The 20755-nt window shown below is 68.7% G+C and carries 16 protein-coding genes; 10 read left to right on the forward strand and 6 right to left on the reverse strand.

The genetic code is table 11. From position 1 onward, the window contains the following. Positions 1–47: 47 nt before the first annotated feature. Positions 48–2417, reverse strand: a complete 2370-nt coding sequence (locus ACZ6ZD_RS35520; RefSeq protein WP_465678820.1) for an immune inhibitor A domain-containing protein — start codon at positions 2415–2417, stop codon at positions 48–50. A 230-nt stretch (positions 2418–2647) separates the two neighbouring features. Here ACZ6ZD_RS35520 and macS point away from each other — a divergent pair, with 230 nt between their 5' ends. Further along, the gene (macS, locus tag ACZ6ZD_RS35525; protein ID WP_465678821.1) at positions 2648–3772 is read left to right on the forward strand and encodes a MacS family sensor histidine kinase; all 1125 of its coding nucleotides are present in this window, start codon (positions 2648–2650) and stop codon (positions 3770–3772) included. Then, positions 3769–4404 carry a response regulator gene (locus tag ACZ6ZD_RS35530; RefSeq protein WP_465678823.1) on the forward strand — a complete coding sequence of 212 codons (636 nt, stop codon included), beginning with the start codon at positions 3769–3771 and terminating at the stop codon, positions 4402–4404. The genes macS and ACZ6ZD_RS35530 overlap by 4 nt, the downstream gene beginning before the upstream one ends. A 26-nt stretch (positions 4405–4430) precedes the next feature. Here ACZ6ZD_RS35530 and ACZ6ZD_RS35535 read toward each other — a convergent pair whose 3' ends face one another. Then, positions 4431–5606 carry a S8 family serine peptidase gene (locus ACZ6ZD_RS35535; protein WP_171676925.1) on the reverse strand — a complete coding sequence of 392 codons (1176 nt, stop codon included), beginning with the start codon at positions 5604–5606 and terminating at the stop codon, positions 4431–4433. Positions 5607–5928: 322 nt separating this feature from the next. Between ACZ6ZD_RS35535 and secD the strand changes: the two genes are divergently transcribed. From secD to ligD, 5 genes are read left to right on the forward strand one after another with little or no spacing between them, the layout of a single operon-like run. Beyond that, positions 5929–8229, forward strand: a complete 2301-nt coding sequence (gene secD / locus ACZ6ZD_RS35540; RefSeq protein ID WP_465678824.1) for a protein translocase subunit SecD — start codon at positions 5929–5931, stop codon at positions 8227–8229. Positions 8230–8242: 13 nt separating this feature from the next. Then, positions 8243–9163 (forward strand): RNA polymerase sigma factor, encoded by a 921-nt coding sequence (locus ACZ6ZD_RS35545; protein WP_465678825.1) that lies wholly within the window; start codon positions 8243–8245, stop codon positions 9161–9163. Positions 9164–9218: 55 nt separating this feature from the next. Further along, positions 9219–10070 (forward strand): alpha/beta fold hydrolase, encoded by an 852-nt coding sequence (locus ACZ6ZD_RS35550; RefSeq protein WP_465678827.1) that lies wholly within the window; start codon positions 9219–9221, stop codon positions 10068–10070. Between the two features lie 59 nt (positions 10071–10129). Next, entirely contained in the window at positions 10130–12127 is a 1998-nt protein-coding gene (locus ACZ6ZD_RS35555; RefSeq protein ID WP_465678828.1) for an ATP-dependent DNA helicase, read from the forward strand. 29 nt (positions 12128–12156) lie between these two features. Then, on the forward strand, positions 12157–13101 hold the full coding sequence (ligD, locus tag ACZ6ZD_RS35560) for a non-homologous end-joining DNA ligase (RefSeq protein ID WP_465678865.1): 945 nt from the start codon (positions 12157–12159) through the stop codon (positions 13099–13101). Positions 13102–13237: 136 nt separating this feature from the next. Here the strand turns inward: ligD and ACZ6ZD_RS35565 are convergent, their stop codons facing one another. Together ACZ6ZD_RS35565 and lexA are read right to left on the reverse strand one after the other, a co-directional pair. Beyond that, positions 13238–13768 (reverse strand): glutathione peroxidase, encoded by a 531-nt coding sequence (locus ACZ6ZD_RS35565; RefSeq protein WP_465678829.1) that lies wholly within the window; start codon positions 13766–13768, stop codon positions 13238–13240. A gap of 49 nt (positions 13769–13817) precedes the next feature. Then, the gene (gene lexA / locus ACZ6ZD_RS35570) at positions 13818–14591 is read right to left on the reverse strand and encodes a transcriptional repressor LexA (RefSeq protein ID WP_238355535.1); all 774 of its coding nucleotides are present in this window, start codon (positions 14589–14591) and stop codon (positions 13818–13820) included. Positions 14592–14903: 312 nt separating this feature from the next. Between lexA and ACZ6ZD_RS35575 the strand changes: the two genes are divergently transcribed. Continuing rightward, positions 14904–15398, forward strand: a complete 495-nt coding sequence (locus tag ACZ6ZD_RS35575) for a LysM peptidoglycan-binding domain-containing protein (protein ID WP_465678831.1) — start codon at positions 14904–14906, stop codon at positions 15396–15398. On the opposite strand, the gene ACZ6ZD_RS35580 is transcribed toward ACZ6ZD_RS35575, so the two are convergent. Both ACZ6ZD_RS35580 and ACZ6ZD_RS35585 read right to left on the reverse strand, forming a co-directional pair. After that, positions 15358–15951: a GNAT family N-acetyltransferase gene (locus tag ACZ6ZD_RS35580; protein WP_465678832.1), complete on the reverse strand. Its 594-nt coding sequence runs from the start codon at positions 15949–15951 to the stop codon at positions 15358–15360. The genes ACZ6ZD_RS35575 and ACZ6ZD_RS35580 overlap by 41 nt on opposite strands. Further along, positions 15951–16907 (reverse strand): nucleoside hydrolase, encoded by a 957-nt coding sequence (locus tag ACZ6ZD_RS35585; protein WP_465678833.1) that lies wholly within the window; start codon positions 16905–16907, stop codon positions 15951–15953. The genes ACZ6ZD_RS35580 and ACZ6ZD_RS35585 overlap by 1 nt, the downstream gene beginning before the upstream one ends. Positions 16908–17220: 313 nt before the next feature. Between ACZ6ZD_RS35585 and nrdR the strand changes: the two genes are divergently transcribed. Continuing rightward, the gene (gene nrdR / locus ACZ6ZD_RS35590; RefSeq protein WP_171676917.1) at positions 17221–17712 is read left to right on the forward strand and encodes a transcriptional regulator NrdR; all 492 of its coding nucleotides are present in this window, start codon (positions 17221–17223) and stop codon (positions 17710–17712) included. 109 nt (positions 17713–17821) lie between these two features. Then, positions 17822–20725, forward strand: a complete 2904-nt coding sequence (locus tag ACZ6ZD_RS35595) for a vitamin B12-dependent ribonucleotide reductase (RefSeq protein ID WP_465678835.1) — start codon at positions 17822–17824, stop codon at positions 20723–20725. The last annotated feature ends 30 nt before the right edge of the window (positions 20726–20755 follow it).

Below are 20755 nucleotides of genomic sequence, written 5' to 3' on the forward strand. Positions count from 1 at the left end.
CCCCCGAGGACGAATCCTCGGGGGGCTGTTCTCAGTTCGGGCTCAGGTCACTTCCGCTTCGAGACCTGGACCTTGACCGTGGTGCCGGTGCGGGACACCACCTTGATGTTGACCCCGTGGTTCGGGACCTTCACACCGGCGGTCGGCTGCTCCGCGAACCAGTACGGCTTGGAGTCGTTGAACGTCGAGACTCCGTCCTGGCCGCGGATGTAGCTGCTCTGCCCGTTCAGGTGCAGGCTGAACGAGTCCGCCTTCTCGGTGCCGAACGGCGCGTCGTAGCCGCCGACCCGCGGGCGCCACAGGCCCCCGTCGAGACGGTTGATCGGGACCGGGTGGCTGTCGATCGGCAGCACCAGACCCTCACCGGGGTGCTCGTTGGTGTTGTTGTCGTTGTGCGAGGTGTCCCAGTACCAGAGCAGCAGACCGTCCTGGTACGGGAAGTGCTCGACCTTGTCCGGCGCCGAGTTCAGGAAGCCGAAGTTGTACGGACCGGTCTTCAGGTACTGGTCCTGGCTCACGTAGTTGATGTGCGAGGCCAGGTAGTAGTTGTCGTGCAGGCTCGTGTACGTCGCTCCGATCGAGCTGAAGCCGTTGAGCGTCCAGCCGTCCGGAGTGGTCTCCGCACCCGAGCCGACCACCGTGGTGGCGCCCGAGGTCACCTTGACCTCGTCGGCGAAGAAGCCCTTGCCGCCGGCCGCCGGGTCGGTGGTGTACCGGAACTGCAGGCCGATCGTCTTACCGGCGTACGCCGACAGGTCGAAGGTGGCCGGTACCCAGCCGTTGCTGGTGCCGTCGATGCCGTTGCCCTCGGCCGGGATGGTGATCGAGCCCTGGATCGGCTTGTAGCCGGTGCCGTCGTTCACCTCGACGAACGCGTAGTCACACGGGTCCGGACCGCAGTCCTCGATGTCCCAGTTGGCCTGGAAGGTGAGGCTCGCCGGCGAGCCGGCCGGCAGCGTGACCTGACGGTTCATGGTGTGCGTGAAGTTGTTGCCCTGACCGCTCCACCAGGTCTTGGACCCGGCGGCCGGCGGAACGAGCTCGTGCGTCACCGACTTCTTCGGCAGCGTCACGACCAGGCCCTGGGCCTTCTTGGAGTTGTACTCGTGCGGACCGAGCTCCAGCGTCCGGTTCTGACCGGCCGCGACGATCTCGTAGTCCAGCCAGCCCAGCTGCAGCTTGTCCCAGGCGCCGAGGTCGGCCGCCTGCTCGCCGATACCGCCGTCGGACGGCTTGCCGACCCGGCTCTGCGCCATCAGCGTCCACCAGTTGACGCCGTTCTCGACCGCGGCGCCGGAGGTGTCGTAGTGGTCCGGCAGACCGAGGTCATGGCCGTACTCGTGCGCGAAGACGCTGATGCCGCCGTTCTCCGGCTGGATCGTGTAGTCCGACACCCACATGCCGGTGTCGCCGATCTGCGAGCCGCCGCGCGGGTTGTTGGCCGGGCCGCCGGCGTACTGCACCGACCAGCGGTGCGACCAGACGGCGTCCTCACCCTGCCACGGGTCGCCGTCGGCCTGGTCGCCGCCGGCGTGCACGATCTGGAAGTGGTCGATGTAGCCGTCCGGCTCGTTGAAGTTGCCGTCGCCGTCGAAGTCGTAGCGGTCCCAGACGTCGTACGACTTCAGGTCGGCCTTGATCTGCGCGGTCGTCCGGCCCTTGGCCTTCTGGTCGACGACCCACTGGTTGACGGCGTCCCCGACCAGCGCCCACACGTTGTTGCAGTTGTTGGCGGCGCACGGGTACCCGTTCGACCGGCCGTAGCGCGCCTCGTTGTAGCGCACCTTCACCCAGTCGGTGACGAGACCGTCGACCGTGTAGCGGCCCGACGACTGCTTCTCGTAGTACTTCTTGACCGAGTTGCCCTTGCCGAAGTACAGGTCCTGGAAGTACTTCTGGCTGTAGTCGGGGTGCCAGACCGTGGAGTTGTCCACCGACCGGTCCGGCTCGGGGATCGCATTGCGCAGCGGTCCCTCGAACGTGGCCGGGCCGGCGAAGTTCGGCGAGGTGTCCTGGTCGGGGTAGCTCGGGTGCCGCTCGTTGCCGAACTCGGCGAGGACGACGAAGATCTTGTCGGACTTCTCCCGGGCCAGCTCGACGTACTGGTCGACCTTGCCGGTCTTGTTCTTGATGCCCTTGGCGCCGGCGGTCTTGGTACCGACCTTGACCACCGTGCTGCCGTTGCGCTGCTCGGTCTTGGCCTTGCCGCTGAGGACCTTGGTGAGGGCCTCCTGCCGCAATTCGCGCCGCTTCTCCTCGAGCGGGTTGGACAGCTCGTCCGGCGCGGGCGCCACTTCGCTGGCGGTCGGCGCCGTCCCGTTCGTGGGCGGTGTGACGGCATTACCGGCCTGGGCCCATCCGATCCCGGCCGTCGCCGCCAAAGCCAGGCTGAACAGCCCGGCGGGTAGCTTGCGCACGATTCCCCTCCATGCTTTCTCGATGCCCCGCCGCGATGGTGACGCGACGTGTTCGTGTGCTCCCCCGAGCGTGTTTTGCGCGACAGTACGGCGCGAGCGCGGGCTCCGGAAGCCAAAAGCCGGAAATAACCGGAAACCCAGGGGGAAACCTGCGTCATCAGTGGTCCTACTCAACCGATCGCGTACGACGACCTGCGCCCGCCGGGCCCGGATGTTGACAGACTGTGCCCGTGGAGCGCGAATCGGCCGACCTGGTGCAGCCCTTGTGGCGGGCGCTGGTCGTCTTCCGGGTGATCACCTTCGGCTTCGCCTGCGTCGGCGTCTGGACCCGCTGGGACGGCATCGTCCACCGGGACGGCGCACTCGTCCAGCTGGGTCTGATCGGCGTCTGGACGGTCGTCTCGTCGGTCGGCTACAGCCGGCGCTGGGGACGACGGAACACCAGGCTGGCGCTGGTCGACCTCTTCGTCACCATCGGCTGCATGTACGCGACCCTGCTCGCGCAGCCGCTCATCGACATCAGAGGCGGCGCATCGGTGCTGACGTCGGTCTGGGCGGCCGGTCCGGTGCTCGCACTCGCCATTTCCCGCGGTCGGGACGGCGGGCTGCTCGGCGCGGTCGCGGTCAGCCTCGCGCTGTTGTCGCTGCGAGGCGTCGACAGCGCGGCGAAGATTCTCAGCAACGTACAGCTCCTCCTGGTGTCCGGTCTGGTCGTCGGCTACGCCGCCTCCACGATGCGGCGAGCTGGAGAGCGGCTGCGGGAGGCGATCGCGGCGGAGAGTGCGACCGCCGAGCGGCTGCGCCTCAGCAGATCGATCCACGACGGCGTCCTACAGGTGCTGGCGCAGGTGCAGCGGCGCGGGAACGCGATTGGCGGCGAGGCGGTCGAGCTGGCGCAGTTAGCGGCAGAGCAGGAGGTCGCGCTGCGCACTCTGATGTCCAGCCGTCCAGTCGTGGCTGATGGCGATCTGGTCGACCTGTGTGCCTCGCTACTACCGCTGGCCAGTACCAGGGTCGAGGTGAGCGCGCCTGCCGAGCAGGTGCTGCTTCCGGCCGACACAGCGAGCGAGCTGGTCGCAGCCGTCCGCGAAGCCCTCAGCAACGTCCAGAAGCACGCTGGAGCGGCTGCGCGGGCCTGGGTGGCGATCGAAGACCTCGACGACGCCGTCCTGGTCTCGGTCCGCGACGATGGAGCCGGTACGACGGCCGCCCGGCTGGAGCAGGCCCGGGTCGACGGCCACCTCGGTGTCAGCCAATCGATCCGCGGCCGGATCGCCGACCTGGGCGGCACTGTCACGGTGCGAACCGCACCGGACGAAGGAACCGAGTGGGAGCTGAAGGTGCGTAAATCATGACTCGCGTGATGATCGTCGACGACCACCCCATGTGGCGTGAAGGAGTCGCCCGCGACCTGGGCAGCCGCGGGTACGACGTCTGCGCCACCGCCTCGGACGTCGCCGGCGCGGTCAAGATCGCCGTAGCGACCCGGCCGGACGTCGTAGTGATGGATCTGCAGCTCGGGGACGGCTCCGGCGTCGATGCGACCCGGGAGATCACCGCGGCGCTACCCGACACCCGGGTGCTCGTGCTGTCGGCGAGTGCCGAGCAGACCGACGTACTGGCGGCGGTGAAGAACGGTGCGTCGGGCTATCTGGTGAAGTCCGCGTCGCTGGACGAGTTCGACGACGCAGTACGGCGTACTGCGGAGGGGGACGCCGTCTTCAGCGCTGGGCTGGCTGGGCTGCTGCTGGGGGAGTACCGCCGGCTGGGAGCTGGGCCGGAGGTGCCGAAGCTGACCGAGCGGGAGACAGAGGTGCTCCGGCTGGTCGCGCGCGGGCTCACCGCCCGCCAGATCGCCACCCGCCTGGTCCTGTCGCACCGGACGGTGGAGAACCACGTGCAGAACACCCTGCGGAAGCTGCAGCTGCACAACCGAGCTGAGCTGGTCCGCTACGCCATCGAGAACGGAATCGACGCCCCCGAGTAGACCCGGGGGCGCCGTCCGTCAGCTACTTACAGGCCGTTCGTGAAGAGCAGCCGGTTCACCGTGCCGGCCGGGTTGCCGGTGATGATGTTCGGCGTCGCAGCGTTCTCGATGTACGACTTGACCGTCGCCGGCGTGGCCGACGGGCTGGTCTGCAGGTACAGCGCCGCGACACCGGCGACGTGCGGCGTCGCCATCGAGGTGCCGTTCATGGCGCCGCTGCCGCCGTTGTTGAGGGTGGACACGATGGCCGAGCCCGGAGCGTAGACGTCGACGCAGTAGCCGGTGCTCGAGTACGACGCCCGGGCGTCGGTGCGCTCGGAAGCCGCCACGACCAGCGCGGTGGTCAGGTTGCGGGGGAGCCGCTCGCAGGAGACGCCGCCGGTGTTACCGGCCGAAGCGGCCAGGAAGACGCCGGAGCTGATCATCCGCTGCAGGGCGTCCCGCAGGGTGTCGCTGTAGGTGAAGTTCCACGACGCGTTGGCCACGGCGGGCTTGACCGCGTTCGCGGTGACCCAGTTGACCGCGTTCAGCGCGGAGGTCAGCGTGCCGCCGCCGGAGCAGTTCAGCCACTTCACGCCGTGCAGGCGGACGTTCTTCGCGACGCCGTAGCTCGCCGAACCGATGGTGCCGGCGACGTGCGTCCCGTGGCCGTTGCAGTCGGTGTTGTTGGCGTCGATGCCGTTGTAGTCGAAGGTCGCGCGGCCGCCGAAGTTCGCGTGCCCCGGCGTGATGCCGCTGTCGATGATGTAGGCGTGCACACCGGTCCCGGTCCGGGTATAGGTGTACGACGCGGACAGCGGCAGGTTGCGCTGGTCGATCCGGTCGATTCCCCACGACGGCGGGTTCGGCTGGGTCGCGTCGAGGACGTTCTCCATCAGCACGTCCTGCGTGATGGCCTTGACCTCGGGGCTCTTCTGCAGCGTGCTCAGCTGGGCGGGCGTGAGCTTCGCGCTGAAACCGTTCAGAGCCGCGCCGTAGCTGGCCAGCGGCTTGATACCGAGCTTGCTCTTGAGCTGGACGCCCTCCTTCAGCTCGACGATGTAGGTGTCCTTGATCGGCGTGACGCCGGCCTCGGCCTTCGGGGTCTGGACCAGGATGATGCGGTCCGGCGAGGGCGGGGCGGCAGCGGCGCCGCCGGCGGTGGCGAGAGCGAGGGCCGGGGCCAGGCCCACGGCGAGAATCAGCGAGACGGTACGACGCACGGGTTCCTCCTCGGGGAACTCTGATCACCCACCGGGGCGGAGGGGTGATCACCGTCGGTCCGCGAGCAACTACGGGCCGAGGTTGGAGGAGAAGTTAGGCGGCGCTCACCTGACGCGTCAATCAGTTCGGGTGCGCGCTGATGTCATGGCACAGCGCTGCCGCGAACTGTCGTTTGATTCACTTCGCTCCCGCGACGAGATCGCTTGTGGGCCGGTTCCGTGCGAGGCTTGCGCCGTGTCCGTACACTGTGCGTCCACATCTGCTTTGTTCGCTCTGTGTCACGACACCCGTACGACGGGTGCCCATCTCCGGAGGCTGTAAGTGAACCGGTCGTCCCTCATCCGTGGCTTGCTCGCGTTCCTGGTGCTGGCCGGATCGGCGTACGTCGTCCTGACCGCGAAACCCGAGCTCGGGCTCGACCTGCGCGGCGGCACCCAGATCGTGCTCGAGGCCAAGGACTCCGAGACGGTCAAGGTGACCAAGGACGTCACCGACAAGGCGACCCAGGTGCTGCACCGGCGCGTCGACGCGCTCGGCGTCTCCGAGCCGACCGTGACCCGGCAGGGCGACAACCGGATCATCGTCGAGCTGCCCGGCGTCCAGGATCCGCGCGAGGCCGCGAAGGTGATCGGCAAGACCGCCCAGCTGACCTTCCACGAGGTGCTGAACATCGCGCCCGAGAAGCCGGCCAAACCGGCCAAGGGCGATCTGTGGCTGGCCGATGACGGCGGCCAGGGCTTCCTGCAGCTGGCCAAGCCCGCGATGACCGGTGAGCTGGTCAGCGGCGCCGACGGCCGGCTCGACCCGCAGCAGCCCGCGCTCGGCTGGTTCGTCGAGATGAACTTCAAGGGCGACGGCGGCAAGATCTGGGCCCAGATCACCGGTAAGGCCGCCTGTGAGCCGGTGAACACCCCGAAGCGGCAGGTCGCGATCGTCCTCGACAACGAGGTGATCAGCGCCCCGCAGGTCGACCCCAACGGCGGTAACCAGCTCTGCAACGTCGGCATCGGCGGCGGTAACACCACGATCAGCGGCAACTTCACCGAGGCCTCGGCCAAGGATCTGGCGGCGCTGATCGAGGGCGGCTCGCTGCCGGTGCCGGTCGAGGTCATCGACCAGCGGACCGTCGGCCCGTCGCTGGGCAAGGACGCGATCGAGGCGAGTGCGACGGCCGCGATCATCGGCCTCGCCCTGACCGCCATCTTCATCATCTTCGTGTACCGCCTGGTCGGCCTGATGGCCGTCCTCGGCCTGATCGGTTACGCCGGCATCTCCTACGCCGCGCTGAGCCTCCTCGGCGCGACGCTGACGCTGCCCGGTCTGGCCGGTTTCGTGCTCGCGATCGGTATGGCCGTCGACGCGAACGTGCTGGTCTTCGAGCGCGCCCGTGAGGACCACATAGCCGGGCGAACGGACGGCCTGCGCCGCTCCCTGCGCAGCGGCTTCCAGAACGCGCTCTCCGCGATCGCGGACTCCAACATCACCACGCTGCTCGCGGCCGGTCTGCTGTTCTTCCTGGCCGCCGGCCCGGTCCGCGGCTTCGGCGTCACGCTGAGCATCGGCGTCATCGCGTCGCTGCTGTCGGCCCTGGTCGTCACCCGGGTGCTGGCCGAGTTCTTCGTCTCCCGCAAGTTCGTGCTGAACCGTCCGGCGCTCAGCGGTATCGCCGGCCACGGCCGGTTCCGGGTCTGGCTCGAGAGCCGCCGGCCCACGCTGATGGACCACACCAAGCGCTGGCTGCTGATCAGCCTCGCGGTGATCGCCGTCAGCGTCGCCGGCATCGTCGTCCGCGGGCTGAACCTCGGTATCGAGTTCACCGGCGGCCGGCTGATCGAGGTCAGCACGACCCAGCCGATCACCCCCGACCAGGCCCGCTCCGCGGTCGCCGAGGCCGGCTACCCGACGGCGATCGTGCAGGCCTCCGGCAGCGACGACATCACCGTCCGGACGGGAACGATCAGCGACGACGAGGCCGCGAAGATCAAGGAGGCGATCGGGCGGGTCGGCGGCGGCGCCGAGCAGATCCGCAACGAGAGCATCGGCCCGTCCCTGGGTGAGGAGCTGCGGAACAAGGGCCTGATCGCGCTCGGGATCGCCTTGCTCGCCCAGCTGCTCTACCTCGCGGCCCGCTTCCGATGGACGTACGGCGCCGGCGCCGTGCTCGCCCTGGTGCAGAACGTCGCGGTCGTGGTCGGCGTCTTCGCCTGGACGGGCAAACCCATCGACGGCATCTTCCTGGCCGCGGTCCTGACCATCATCGGTTACACGGTGAACGACTCGGTCGTCGTCTTCGACCGGATCCGGGAGACCCGCAGCGCCCGGGCCACGGACAACCTGGCCAATGTCATCGACACCGCGATCGTCAACGTGCTGCCGCGGACGGTGAACACCGGTATCTCGACGCTGTTCATCCTGAGCGCGTTGCTGGTCCTGGGCGGGGACTCGCTGGCCGACTTCTCACTCGCGCTGCTGCTCGGCATCCTGGTCGGCACCTACTCGTCGAACCTGACCGCCGCGCCGCTGCTCCTCGAGCTGGAGCGCCGCTACCCGGCGCCCCCGCCGCGGCCGAAGCGCAAAGAGGTCGACCGCGACGCCCAGCCGGACCGCGGCGCCGTCGTCTGATTCACTGGAGGGCGTGAGCGGTCAGCCGGCATCCGATGCGCAGCTGACCGTTCGCGCCCAATCCGGCGACGCCGGAGCTCTCGGCATCCTGCTCGAGCGGCACCGGGCCGGGATGCGCGCGGTGGCGCTCGCGATCCTCGGCCACGGTCCCGAGGCGGACGACGTCGTCCAGGACGCCGCTCTGATCGCGCTGCGCCGGATCGGCGACGTCCGTGATCCGGCCGCCGTCGGGCCTTGGCTGCGCACGATCGTCCGCAACAGCTGTCGAGGCCGCCTCCGAGCGCCGCTCGCCGGTGAGATCTCCGATCAGCTCCGCTCGACCGATCCGACGCCGGAGCAGGTCATCGAGCAGCATGCCCTGCGCGACTGGGTCTGGCGCGCGATCGAGGAGCTGCCTGAGCCGACGCGCCTGGTGATGATGCTGCGGCACTTCAGTACGACGACCACGTCGTACGAGCAGATCGCGGCTGCTTGCGGCATCCCGGTCGGCACCGTGCGCAGCCGGCTCAGTAACGGCCGGGCGGCTCTGGCCGCGGCATTGCGGGCGACCGCGGATTCGGCGTACGTCGATGTGGGCGCGCTGACCGAGGCGAGCCGGCGGGAAGGCCTGGAGACGCTGGCGGAGGCGGAGCACGGCCGGTTCGACAAGGTCCTGGCCGAGCGCTGGTCACCGGGTATCGCGATGCTCGGTCTCGGTCGGCCGATCATCGGGCACGACTTCCTGCTCCGCGGGATGGAAGGCGATCTGGCCGCCGGGGTCCGGCAGCGCCTGCGGCATGTGGTCGCGAGCCGGAACATCGTCATCTGGGAGACCGACCTGGTCAATCCGCCCGATGACCCCGACCACTGCCCACCGGCTGTGAGCTGGCTGATGACGCTCAAGGACGGTCTGATCCAGTCCCTGCGGCTGTACCACGCGCCGCGGCCGCTGTGATCCAGATCGCAATCGCGCGGTTGAACTTCGCCGCCGCTCCGGACTCTTGCCAGGTATGCACACCTTCGAACTGAACGGCGCGACGCACCGGTACCACGTCCACGGGAGTGGTCCGGTGTGTATCGCGCACTCCGGCGGCCCGGGCGTCTTCTGGGAGTACCTGCGGATGCCGCTGCTCGAGGAGCACCTGACGATGGTCTACCTCGAGCCAGCTGGCACCGGCGGATCGGACCGGCTGCCGAGCCACCCAGATGGTTACAACAGGGCCCGGTACGCCGAAGCCGTCGACGCGCTCATAGACCAGCTGGGCGGGCAGCCGGTCTATCTGCTCGGCCACTCGCACGGCGGGTTCGTCGCGCAGTACTACGCGCTGCAGCACCCGGAGCGCGTCACCGGCGTGATCCTCTACGCGAGCGCGCCGGTGACCGGCCCTGAGCACGGTGCCGAGTTCGGCCGCCAGATCGAGGCTTTCGCGGCCCGCAACGCCGACAAGCCGGAGCTGCCGGAGATCCTGGCGACCGTTCAGTCGCTCGCGACGATCTCGAACGACGACGAGATGACCGCCGCGCTCGGCGGGATCATTCCGCTCTACGTCGCCGACTACTGGGGGCGGCGCGCGGAGTTCGAGCCACTCCAGGCACAGGTCCGCGGAGTCCACATTTCCGGTGTCGACGAGAACGGCGTACCGGATCTGGTCGACGACCGGGCGGCGTTGCCCGGCCTCGGCGTACCCGCTCTGGTCGTTGTGGGCCGCTTCGACCCGATTTGCGGCGTCCGCTGGGCCGAGGAGCTGGCCAAGCTGATTCCGGCGGCCGAGCTGGTCGTTCTCGAGTCCAGCGGGCACTTCTGCCATGTCGAGGAGCCCGAGGCGTTCGCGGCGGCAGTCACCCGATTCGTGACGCGTTGACGAGTTGTCCACAGGCCCTGGTCCGCGCGGCGATTTCTGTCCGCCGCGCGGGCTAGGGTGTGGCGGTGGGTGCTGACGTACGTGAACTGCTCGAAGCCGCTGTCTCTGGGATCGCCGGCCAGACTCGACCTGGTCAGGTGGAGATGGCCGAGGCCGTCAACACCTCGATGCACGACGGATCCCATCTGCTCGTCCAGGCCGGCACCGGCACGGGTAAGTCGCTCGGGTACCTCGTCCCCGCGCTGATCCACGCCGCGGAGGATCGCCGGGTCGTGGTCTCCACGGCGACGCTGGCCCTGCAGTCGCAGCTGGTCGACCGGGATGTGCCCGCGTTGCTCGACGCGACCGAGAAGCTGCTGCCCCGGCGTCCGAAGTACGCGATCCAGAAGGGCCGGAACAACTACGCCTGCCTGCACCGGATCCGCGAGGGTGCGCCCGATGACGACGGCATGCTGATCGACGTCCCGCCGGCCGGCCCGGTCGGGCAGCAGGTGCTCGAGCTGCGGGACTGGGCCGAGCAGCAGCTGCTCGACGGCGAGGCGGGTGACCGCGACCACGCGCCGTCCCACCAGTACCAGGCCTGGCAGCAGGTCGCGATCGCGGCGCGGGAGTGCCTCGGCGCGCAGAAGTGCCCGTACGGCGAGGAGTGTTTCGCCGAGAAGGCCAAGGAGCTGGCCCGCAAGGCCGACATCGTCATCACCAACCACGCGCTGCTGTCGATCGACGCCTTCGAGAACCGGACGGTCCTGCCCGAGCACGACGTCGTGATCGTCGACGAGGCCCATGAGCTGCCGGCCCGGGTGACGGGCGCCGCGGGCGACGAGCTGTCCCCGCAGATGGTCGAGCGGGCCGCCAAACGCGGCCGCCGGTTCGTCGACGACGACAAGGCCGACGACCTGATCGACGCCTCCGACGCCCTCCGGGCGGCCCTCGACGGCACCCGGGAGGGCCGGATCGAGCCGTCCAACGCGCCCGTCCTGGAGGCCGCGGGGATGGTCCGCGACGCCGCCCGCGGGATGTACTCCGATCTGAACAAGAAGTCCGACGACAAGGACGACGACCCCGACGGCGCCAAGCGGCAGGCCAAGGGCGCCGTGAAGGAGATCTTCGACGTCGCCGAGCGGGTCGCCGCGCTGAACGATCTGGATGTCGTCTGGATGACGGACCGGGAGCGCTTCGGCCGCGAGCTGCGGATCGCCCCGCTGACCGTGGCCGGGCTGCTGCGTGAGCTCGTCCTCAAGGACCGCACGGTCGTGCTCACCTCGGCGACGCTGACCCTGGGCGGGGATTTCGACGCGATCGCGCGGCAGGTCGGGTTGCGCCCGGCCGACAAACTCACCGCGGGTGACGAGATGCCCGAGCTCGACGACAGCGCCGAGACCGGCCCGCTGCCGTGGCGCGGGCTCGACGTCGGCTCGCCGTTCGAGTACGAGAAACAAGGCATTCTGTACGTCGCCAAACACCTGCCGCCGCCGCATCGCGATGGTCTCGGGCAGAAGCAGTTCGACGAGATCGTCGACCTGATCACGGCCGCCGGCGGCCGCACGCTCGGCCTGTTCTCGTCGCGCCGGGCGGCCGAGGCCGCGACGGCCGCCGTCCGGGAGGCGACCGACCTGACCGTGCTCTGCCAGGGCGACGCCCAGCTGGGGGAGCTGGCCCGCGAGTTCGTCGACAACCCGGAGACGTCCCTGTTCGGCACGCTGTCGCTGTGGCAGGGGATCGACGTCCCGGGCTCGACCTGCAACCTGGTGATCATCGACCGGGTCCCGTTCCCGCGGCCGGACGAGCCGCTGATGGCGGCTCGCCAGCGGGCCGTCGACGAAGCGGGTGGGAACGGCTTCATGGCCGTCGCCGCCACCCATGCCGCGCTGCTGCTCGCCCAGGGGACGGGCCGATTGATTCGGCGCAGCAGCGACAAGGGCGTCGTCGCGATCCTCGACCCCCGGATCGTCACCCAGCGATACGGCGGTTTCCTGCGCGCCTCCTTGCCACCGATGTGGCCGACGGCGGATCGTGAGAAGGTGCTCGGCGCGTTGAAGAGACTGCAGACCGCGTGAGTCCCGCGGGCGGTCCTCCCGTGCTGCCGATGATGGCGGCGCTCGGTGAGCTGCCGTCCGGGGCGGGCTGGTCGTACGAGCTGAAGTGGGACGGTATCCGCGTCATCGTCGAAGTGGGCGATGGCGTCTGCCGGCTCTGGTCGCGGAACAGCCGGGATGTCTCCGGCGGCTATCCCGAGCTGATTGGTCTCGCGGCGGCGCCTGGTCTGCGCGCCCCCGCCGTCCTGGACGGCGAGATCGTCACGCTCGACGAGCGCGGCGCGCCGTCGTTCGGTCTCCTGCAACGCCGGATGCACGTGCGGGATCCGCGCCAGCTGCGGCATCTGATCACCGAGGTGCCGGTCTCGGTGCGGTTGTTCGACGTCCTCCGCTTCGACGGCAAGTGGTTGCTAGAGGCAACGTACGACGATCGCCGCGGACTGCTCGAATCGCTGGAGCTCGACGATCCGTTCTACGAGACGCCGGCCGCGTTCGCCGATGGCGGCGCGGCGCTGGAGCTGGCGATGTCGACCGGCCTGGAAGGGGTGGTGGCCAAACGCCGCCGCTCGCGGTACCTGCCGGGACGCCGCAGCGCGGACTGGATCAAGGTCAAACCGGTCCTGACCCGGGACGTCGTCCTCTGCGGCTGGCACCCGGGGGAGGGGAATCGGGAAGGCCGGATCGGCTCGTTCTACTGCGGCGCGTACGCCGAGCCGGGCGGCGAGCTGGTGCTGATCGGTAAGGTCGGCTCCGGCCTGGATTTCGCGACGCTGGATCTGCTCAGCGCGGAGCTGGCCGGCCTGGAGATCCCGAAGCCGGCTTTCGATCCGGCCACTATCCCGGCCGGTGATCGGCGCCGTGCCCATTGGCTGGATCCGGCGCTGGTGGCCGAGGTGACGTTCTCCGGCTGGGCTGCCGACGCGCGGCTGCGGCATCCGGTCTGGCGCGGTTTGCGGCTGGATATCGACCCGGCCGCCGTGCTCGTGGACCGGTGACACGCCCGGCCGAGGCGTGGACAAATCGTCCGAAATGCGGCGTGATCCGCAGCTCAATGCGACGGCGAATGTCGCTGTGTCACAGCGAAAACCGGTGTGCGGCCGCCGCCACGGCCGCACTGGTTGCGCGTGGCACCTATTCGGCCCGGCGCTGCTCCAGGCCGGCTTCCTGGGACGGCGCCGGGATCGCCAGCGCCGCCTCGATCTGCACAGCCAATTTCTCCGGGGTGCTGGTCGGCGCGTACCGAGCGATCACGCCACCGTCGCGACCGATCAGGAACTTGGTGAAGTTCCACTTCACCCGCCCGCCGAGCAGGCCGCCCTGCTCGCGTTTCATCCAGTTGTACAAGGGAATCGTCTTCGACCCGTTGACGTCGATCTTGGCGTACATCGGGAACGTGACGTGGTAGATCGTCGAGCAGAAGTTCGCGATCTCGTTCTCGTCACCAGGCTCCTGGTGGCCGAACTGGTCGCAGGGGAAACCCAGAACCGAGAAACCCTGCCTGCGGTAGGTCTTGTAGAGCTTTTGCAGGCCGGTGTACTGCGGGGTCTGGGCACACTGCGAGGCTGTGTTCACCACCAGGAGCACCTGGTCGCGGAAGTCGGCAAGTGACTGTTCATTGCCTTCGATCCGCCGCGCGCTGAAGTCATAGACAGTCGTCGTCATGAGACCAATGCTGACACGACACGCCCGAGTTCGCGCGCCGTCTGAGATGTCAGACTCGACGCAGAACTGTTACGACCTTTCCGAGAATCACCGCGTCCTTGCCGTCGATCGGCTCGAAGGCGGGGTTGTGCGGGAGCAGCCAGATCTCGGACTTGGTCTTCTTGAACGTCTTCACGGTCGCCTCGCCGTCGATCATGGCAGCGACGATGTCACCGTTCTCCGCGGTCTGCTCCTGCCGGACGACCACCCAGTCGCCGTCGCAGATGGCGATGTCGATCATCGACTCGCCCTTGACCTTCAGCATGAACAGCGTGCCCTCGCCGACCATTGCCTTGGGCAACGGGAAGACCTCTTCGACCTCCTGCTCGGCCAGGATCGGGTTACCGGCGGCGATCTGGCCGACCACCGGGACGTACACCGCGTCCGGGTGCGCGTCGCCGGCGCCGGTCTCGTCGTACGCCGTCTGCCGCACCGAGCCGAGCGCACCGCGCCGGGCGGCCGCGTCGACCTCGCCGGGGTAGCGCACCTCGATGGCCCGCGGGCGGTTCGGATCCCGGCGGAGCAGGCCCTTCTGCTCCAGCACCCGCAGCTGGTGCGAGACCGAGGAGGAGCTGGTCAGGCCGACCCGCTCGCCGATCTCCCGCATCGAGGGCGGGTAGCCGCGGCTGTCCACCGAGTCGCGGATGACATCCAGCACCCGGCGCTGCCGCGGCGTCAGCCCGGTCGCGTCGGCCGGCCCGTCGGGCAGCTCGCTCACGGTCCGGTCCGCTGCGGTGGCGGTGCGGTCCTCGTCCTTGCTGGAACCGCTCGGCGTCCTGGCCATCGGTGATCGCTCCTCTTCTCGACTGAGATGACCGTAGACCGAATTCTGAGATTCTTCAAACATCTGTTCGAAGGCGTGTCGGTTCGCACAAATGTTCGTGTGTCAGGTTATAAGCCGTCCCGCGGTCCGGAATTTCCCGGGCGTGTCGGCGTTGAAGGTAGTTGCGCCGACAGTGGGCTTGGGTTAATCATTCGTACAGACGTTCGAACGAACAGGTGTTCGACTGGGTGTTCGAACGGAAACTGTCGGCGGCGGCCGATAGACAAGGAAGCACAGCGCAGGACATGGACTGACCGAGGTCTGGAGGATCCGATGAGCACAACGGCTCTCGCGGCGAATGCACTGGCAGGCCGCCAGGCGCCTGAGGTCGCCCCGGAGATCGCACCGCGGCGCCGGCCGCGGATCACCGGTCTCAGCACCGAGCCGCTCCCGGTGCGGGGCTGCAACGGCGCCGAGATCGGCCGGCCGCAGGCGCGCGTTCGGCGTCCGGCCGAGGTCGAGGCGCCCGCGCTCCGGCTGACCCGCCGCGGCCGCGTGCTCGTCGGCTTCCTGTCGGTGCTCGTCTTCGGCTCCGCGATCGCCGTCCTCGGGTTGCGGATCGCCGGCGTGCTCGAGTCCGGGCCCGACTTCTCGCACTCGGTGTCGGTGCAGGTCGCCCCCGGCGACAACCTGTGGTCGATCGCGCAGGAGACCAACCCCGGTCAGGACGCGGCGGCCGTCGTCGAGAAGATCGCCGAGCTGAACAAACTGACCGGCGCGGCCGATGTCATCCCCGGTCAGACGCTGGAGATCCCGATCGCCCGCTGAGCCACTCGCGGCGCAGCAGCGCGTAGGTGTAGTCGTTCGCCCATTCGTCCTTGAACCACGAAGCTTCCAGGTGATGTGCCTCGCGGCGCATGCCGATCCGTTCCAGCAGCTGCCAGGAGGCCGTGTTCCGGTCGTCGACGACCGCGGTGATCCGGTGCAGTCCCAGCTCCTCGAAGCCCACGCGCAGCATCTCGCGCGCGGCCTCACTCGCCAGTCCCTTGCCCTGGTATTCGGGGTGCAGGGCGTAACCGATCTCGCCGGACCGGTTGAGCTCACTGGCCCATTTCAGCAACACCTCGCCGATCACCGTGCCGGTCTCCCGGAGTTCGATCGCGAGGATCAGCCACTGACCCGGCTCCGTCAGCTGGCCCGCGTTCAGCCGTGCCTCCAGCGCCTCCTCGGTCTGCTTCCGATCCCGTACCGGCCAAGGCGTGTACCGGACGACGTCGGGCAGCGAATGGAAGGCGAGCATGTCGTCCACGTCGCCGTGCCGGTGCGGCCGCAGATCCAGCCGCTCGGTCCGCAGTGGGTAGGTGGGGCTCAGTCCGGCCATCAGGATCCCTCGACGGCGGCGAGCCAGAGTTCGGCGTACCGGCTGCCGTCCACGGCGGTCACGACATCGACGACGCTGGTCGCCTGGCCGTGCGGGTCGTTGTTCAGGTCGCTCGACCAGTCGCGGGTGTCGACGATGGTGCGCCCGCGCGACCAGCTGCCCGACAGCTCGACCCGCATCGGGAAGCGCTGCGTGGTCATCCCGTCGGGGTCGATCACGGCGCAGACCGCGCCGCCGTCCCCGATGCTCGCGCCCGCCGCGCCGTACAGCTCGGAGCGCTTCTCGATCAGTGCCCGGGCCAGATCCGCCGTGGGGGAGCCGGACAATGCGCGGGCGCGCTCGATGGGGACGACGACGTCGTAGAACACGTCCAGCCCGTACATCGTCACCGGGACGCCGAGCTCGGCGGCCGCCGTCAGCGTGATCGCGGCGGCCTCGGGGTCGGTCCAGATGTTGAACTCGGCCGAGGCGGTCGCGTTCCCGATGCCGGCGGAGCCGCCCATGAAGACGATCTCGCGCAGCCCGGCCGCGGCCTCGGGGTAGGTACGCAACAGCAGAGCGATGTTGGTCATCGGCGCCAACGGGATCAGCGTCACCGGCTCGCCGGCCGCGGCCGCCTCCCGGAGTACGTCCCGCAACAGGTCGATGGCGTGCCCGGCGACCGGCGTCCGGGTGGAGCGCGGCCAGTCCAGGTCGCCGAGGCCGTCGACGCCGTGGACGTGCGGCGCGGCCTTCATCGGCTGCAGCAGCGGCAGCCCGGCGCCGCGCGCGACCGGGACGTCGGTGCGCCCGGCGGCCTCGAGTACGGTCAGGGTGTTGGCCACCACGTCGTCGATGCCGACGTTCCCGCCGACACATGTCACGGCCTTCAGGTCGAGCTCCGGATGACGGGCGGCGAGCAGCAGCGCGCAGGCGTCGTCCAGCCCGGTGTCGACGTCCAGGATGACCGGTTTCATGGGGACATCCTCGCTGATCGGGTCCGGCAGTGTGCGCCCGGGGAGGCCCGTTCCGGTGACGCCACGCGGGACTACACGGGGCCTTGCGAGTGTTGAAACAAGGAGGTCCCGGCGGCGACGCGCGCGAGATCCGACCGTTGTTGCAAATTGTCGGAGCAGCGATCTAGGATCCCTAGATGTAGTGGTTACAAGGGTGTAATTTTCCACAGGTAGTGGTTGGTTGCACACAGGCCATACACAAGTTGTCCCCAGATCCATCCACAAGCAGCATCCATGGCCCGCCCCGCGGGCCGCACCGAGGAAGTGATCAGCCGTGCACTGTCCGTACTGCCGGCACCCCGACTCGAGGGTCGTCGACAGCCGCGTGGCCGAAGACGGCGGAGCGATCCGCCGCCGGCGGCAGTGCCCGGTCTGCGAGAAGCGGTTCACCACCGTCGAGCAGATGCAGCTGACGGTCGTGAAGCGCTCCGGCGCGACCGAGCCGTTCAGCCGCGAGAAGGTCATCAACGGCGTCGGCAAGGCCTGCAAGGGCCGGCCGGTGGATGTGGACGCGCTGGCCCGGCTGGGCCAGAAGGTCGAGGACGCGCTCAAGGCGAGCGGCTCGCCGGAGGTCCCCGCGCACGAGGTCGGTCTCGCGATCCTCGGTCCGCTGCGGGAGCTGGACGAGGTCGCTTACCTGCGGTTCGCGAGTGTGTACCGGCAGTTCGAGTCGGCGGACGATTTCGAGACCGAGATCGCCCTGCTGCGCGCGGAGAAGGAGCCCGAGGGCACCGAGCCGCCGCTGAAGCCGACCCAGCAGACGTAAATCGGGGATATCGCAGTAACACAGCAGTTCCGTACGGCGTTACGGCAGCAGTACCAACGGGGCGGTCCGGGCAGACCGCGGTAGTGCATTCACAGGGCGAGGAGCAACCATGACAGAGACGGTGACCGGCCACTCGGGGTCGACCAAGCGGTCGGCGGCCGGGTTCCGCGGGCGGAAGAACGCCCCCGCGGGACTCACCATCGAGCGAATCTTCACCACCGCGGGCGTCCACCCGTACGACGAGGTGACGTGGGAGCGCCGCGACGTCGTCCAGCAGAACTGGAAGACCGGCGAGACCGTCTTCGAGCAGCGCGGGGTCGAGTACCCCGACTACTGGAGCGTCAACGCGTCCACCATCGTCACCACCAAGTACTTCCGCGGCGCCGTCGGTCACGACAACCGCGAGTGGACCCTGCGGCAGCTGCTCGACCGGGTCGTGAAGACCTACCGCAAGGCCGGTGAGGAGCACGGCTACTTCGCCACTCCGGCCGACGCCGAGATCTTCGAGCACGAGCTCACCTGGATGCTCCTGCACCAGTACTTCAGCTTCAACTCGCCGGTCTGGTTCAACGTCGGGACGTCGTCCCCGCAGCAGGTCTCGGCCTGTTTCATCCTGGCCGTCGACGACTCGATGGACTCGATCCTGAACTGGTACAAGGAAGAGGGCCTGATCTTCAAGGGCGGCTCCGGCGCCGGCCTGAACCTGTCCCGGATCCGGTCCTCCAAGGAGCTGCTGCAGTCCTCGGGCGGTACGGCGTCCGGTCCGGTCTCCTTCATGCGCGGCGCGGACGCCAGCGCCGGGACGATCAAGTCCGGCGGCGCCACCCGCCGCGCGGCCAAGATGGTCGTGCTGGACATCGACCACCCCGACATCGAGGAGTTCGTCGAGACCAAGATGCGCGAGGAGGACAAGATCCGCGTCCTCCGCGACGCCGGCTACGACATGGACCTCGGCGGCCGGGACATCACCTCGGTGCAGTACCAGAACGCGAACAACTCCGTCCGGGTCACCGACGAGTTCATGCGCGCGGTCGAGGAGAAGGGCGAGTTCGGGCTCCGGGCCCGGATCGACAACTCGATCATCGAGACCGTCGACGCCCGCGAGCTGTTCGACAAGGTCAGCCACGCCGCCTGGGCCTGCGCCGACCCGGGCATCCAGTACGACGACACCATCAACGACTGGCACACCACGCCCGAGTCGGGCCGGATCACCGCATCCAACCCCTGCTCGGAGTACATGCACCTGGACAACTCGTCCTGCAACCTCGCCTCGCTGAACCTGATGAAGTTCCTGACGGACGACGACACCTTCGACTCGGTGAACTTCGTCAAGGCCGTCGAGCTGATCATCACCGCGATGGACATCTCGATCTGCTTCGCCGACTTCCCGACCGCGCCGATCGGTGAGACGACCCGCGCCTACCGGCAGCTCGGCATCGGTTACGCGAACCTCGGTGCGTTGCTGATGGCAACGGGTCACGCCTACGACTCCGACGGCGGTCGCGCACTGGCGGGCGCTATCACGTCACTGATGACGGGCACGTCGTACAAGCGCTCGGCCGAGCTGGCCGGCATCGTCGGCGCGTACGACGGTTTCGAGCGGAACAAGGACGCCCACACCCGCGTGATGCGCAAGCACGCCGCGGCCAACGACGCGATCCGGACCATCCACGAGATCGACAAGGACGTCCACACCCACGCCACGCAGGCGTGGGAGGGCGTGCTCAAGATCGGCGCGAAGAACGGCTGGCGGAACGCGCAGGCCTCGGTGCTCGCGCCGACCGGCACCATCGGCTTCATGATGGACTGCGACACCACCGGTATCGAGCCGGACTTCTCGCTGGTCAAGTTCAAGAAGCTGGTCGGCGGCGGCTCGATGCAGATCGTCAACCAGACGATCCCGCGGGCGCTGCGCCAGTACGGCTACACCGAGGAGACGATCGAGGCGATCGTCGAGTACATCTCGGAGAAGGGCCACGTCGTCGACGCGCCGGGCCTGAAGCCGGAGCACTACGAGATCTTCGACACCGCGATGGGCGAGCGGGCGATCAAGCCGATGGGTCACGTGCGGATGATGGCGGCGGCGCAGCCGTTCCTGTCCGGCGCGATCTCGAAGACGGTCAACCTGCCCGAGACCGCCACGGTCGAGGAGATCGCCGACGTCTACTTCCAGGGCTGGAAGCTCGGCCTGAAGGCGCTGGCCGTCTACCGCGACAACTGCAAGGTCGGCCAGCCGCTGGCCGACGCGAAGGCCAAGAAGGCGGCCGACTCGGTCGCCGCCGAGGCCGCCGTCGCGGAGAAGATCGTCGAGAAGGTCATCGAGTACCGCCCGACCCGCAAGCGGCTGCCGAAGTCGCGCCCGTCCCGGACGACGTCCTTCTCGGTCGGCGGCGCCGAGGGCTACATGACCGCCGGCTCCTACCCGGACGACGGTCTCGGCGAGGTCTTCCTCAAGATGGGTAAGCAGGGCTCGACCCTGGCCGGGGTGATGGACGCCTTCTCGATCGCGATCTCGATCGCGCTCCAGCACGGCGTCCCGCTGGAGACCTACGTCCAGAAGTTCACCAACCTGAAGTTCGAGCCGGCCGGTCTGACCGACGACCCGGACGTCCGGATGGCGCAGTCGATCATGGACTACATCTTTCGTCGGCTTGCTCTGGATTACCTGCCCTTCGACGAGCGTGCGGCCCTCGGCATCTACTCCGCCGAGGAGCGTTCCCGCCAGCTCGACACCGGCTCCTACGAGCCGGCCCCGGTAGAGGTCTCCGAGGCGGAGTCCCTCAAGTCGGTCGAGCCGGTCGCCGAGGTGACCGAGCTGGCCGAGAAGCCGGCCGAGGCCGCCGCGGCGAAGACCCTCGACACCTCCGAGGTCCGCACGACCGCCGAGATGTTCGAGCTCATTACCGGCACCTCCGTCGACGCGCCGCTCTGCTTCACCTGCGGCACCAAGATGCGCCCCTCCGGCTCCTGCTACGTCTGCGAAGGCTGCGGCAGCACCTCCGGCTGCAGCTGATCACCGAACACACTCGGCCCCTGGGGGATG

It is taken from the genome of Kribbella sp. NPDC104218 (assembly GCF_055584105.1).

What these genes read in the sequence shown, in the direction of transcription:
- ACZ6ZD_RS35530 (WP_465678823.1), top strand. Translation starts at nt 3,769, where the DNA reads ATGACTCGCGTGATGATCGTCGACGACCACCCCATGTGGCGTGAAGGA.
- ACZ6ZD_RS35550 (WP_465678827.1), top strand. Translation starts at nt 9,219, where the DNA reads ATGCACACCTTCGAACTGAACGGCGCGACGCACCGGTACCACGTCCAC.
- ligD (WP_465678865.1), top strand. Translation starts at nt 12,157, where the DNA reads ATGATGGCGGCGCTCGGTGAGCTGCCGTCCGGGGCGGGCTGGTCGTAC.
- ACZ6ZD_RS35565 (WP_465678829.1), bottom strand. Translation starts at nt 13,768, where the DNA reads ATGACGACGACTGTCTATGACTTCAGCGCGCGGCGGATCGAAGGCAAT.
- lexA (WP_238355535.1), bottom strand. Translation starts at nt 14,591, where the DNA reads ATGGCCAGGACGCCGAGCGGTTCCAGCAAGGACGAGGACCGCACCGCC.
- ACZ6ZD_RS35575 (WP_465678831.1), top strand. Translation starts at nt 14,904, where the DNA reads ATGAGCACAACGGCTCTCGCGGCGAATGCACTGGCAGGCCGCCAGGCG.
- ACZ6ZD_RS35580 (WP_465678832.1), bottom strand. Translation starts at nt 15,951, where the DNA reads ATGGCCGGACTGAGCCCCACCTACCCACTGCGGACCGAGCGGCTGGAT.
- ACZ6ZD_RS35585 (WP_465678833.1), bottom strand. Translation starts at nt 16,907, where the DNA reads ATGAAACCGGTCATCCTGGACGTCGACACCGGGCTGGACGACGCCTGC.
- ACZ6ZD_RS35595 (WP_465678835.1), top strand. Translation starts at nt 17,822, where the DNA reads ATGACAGAGACGGTGACCGGCCACTCGGGGTCGACCAAGCGGTCGGCG.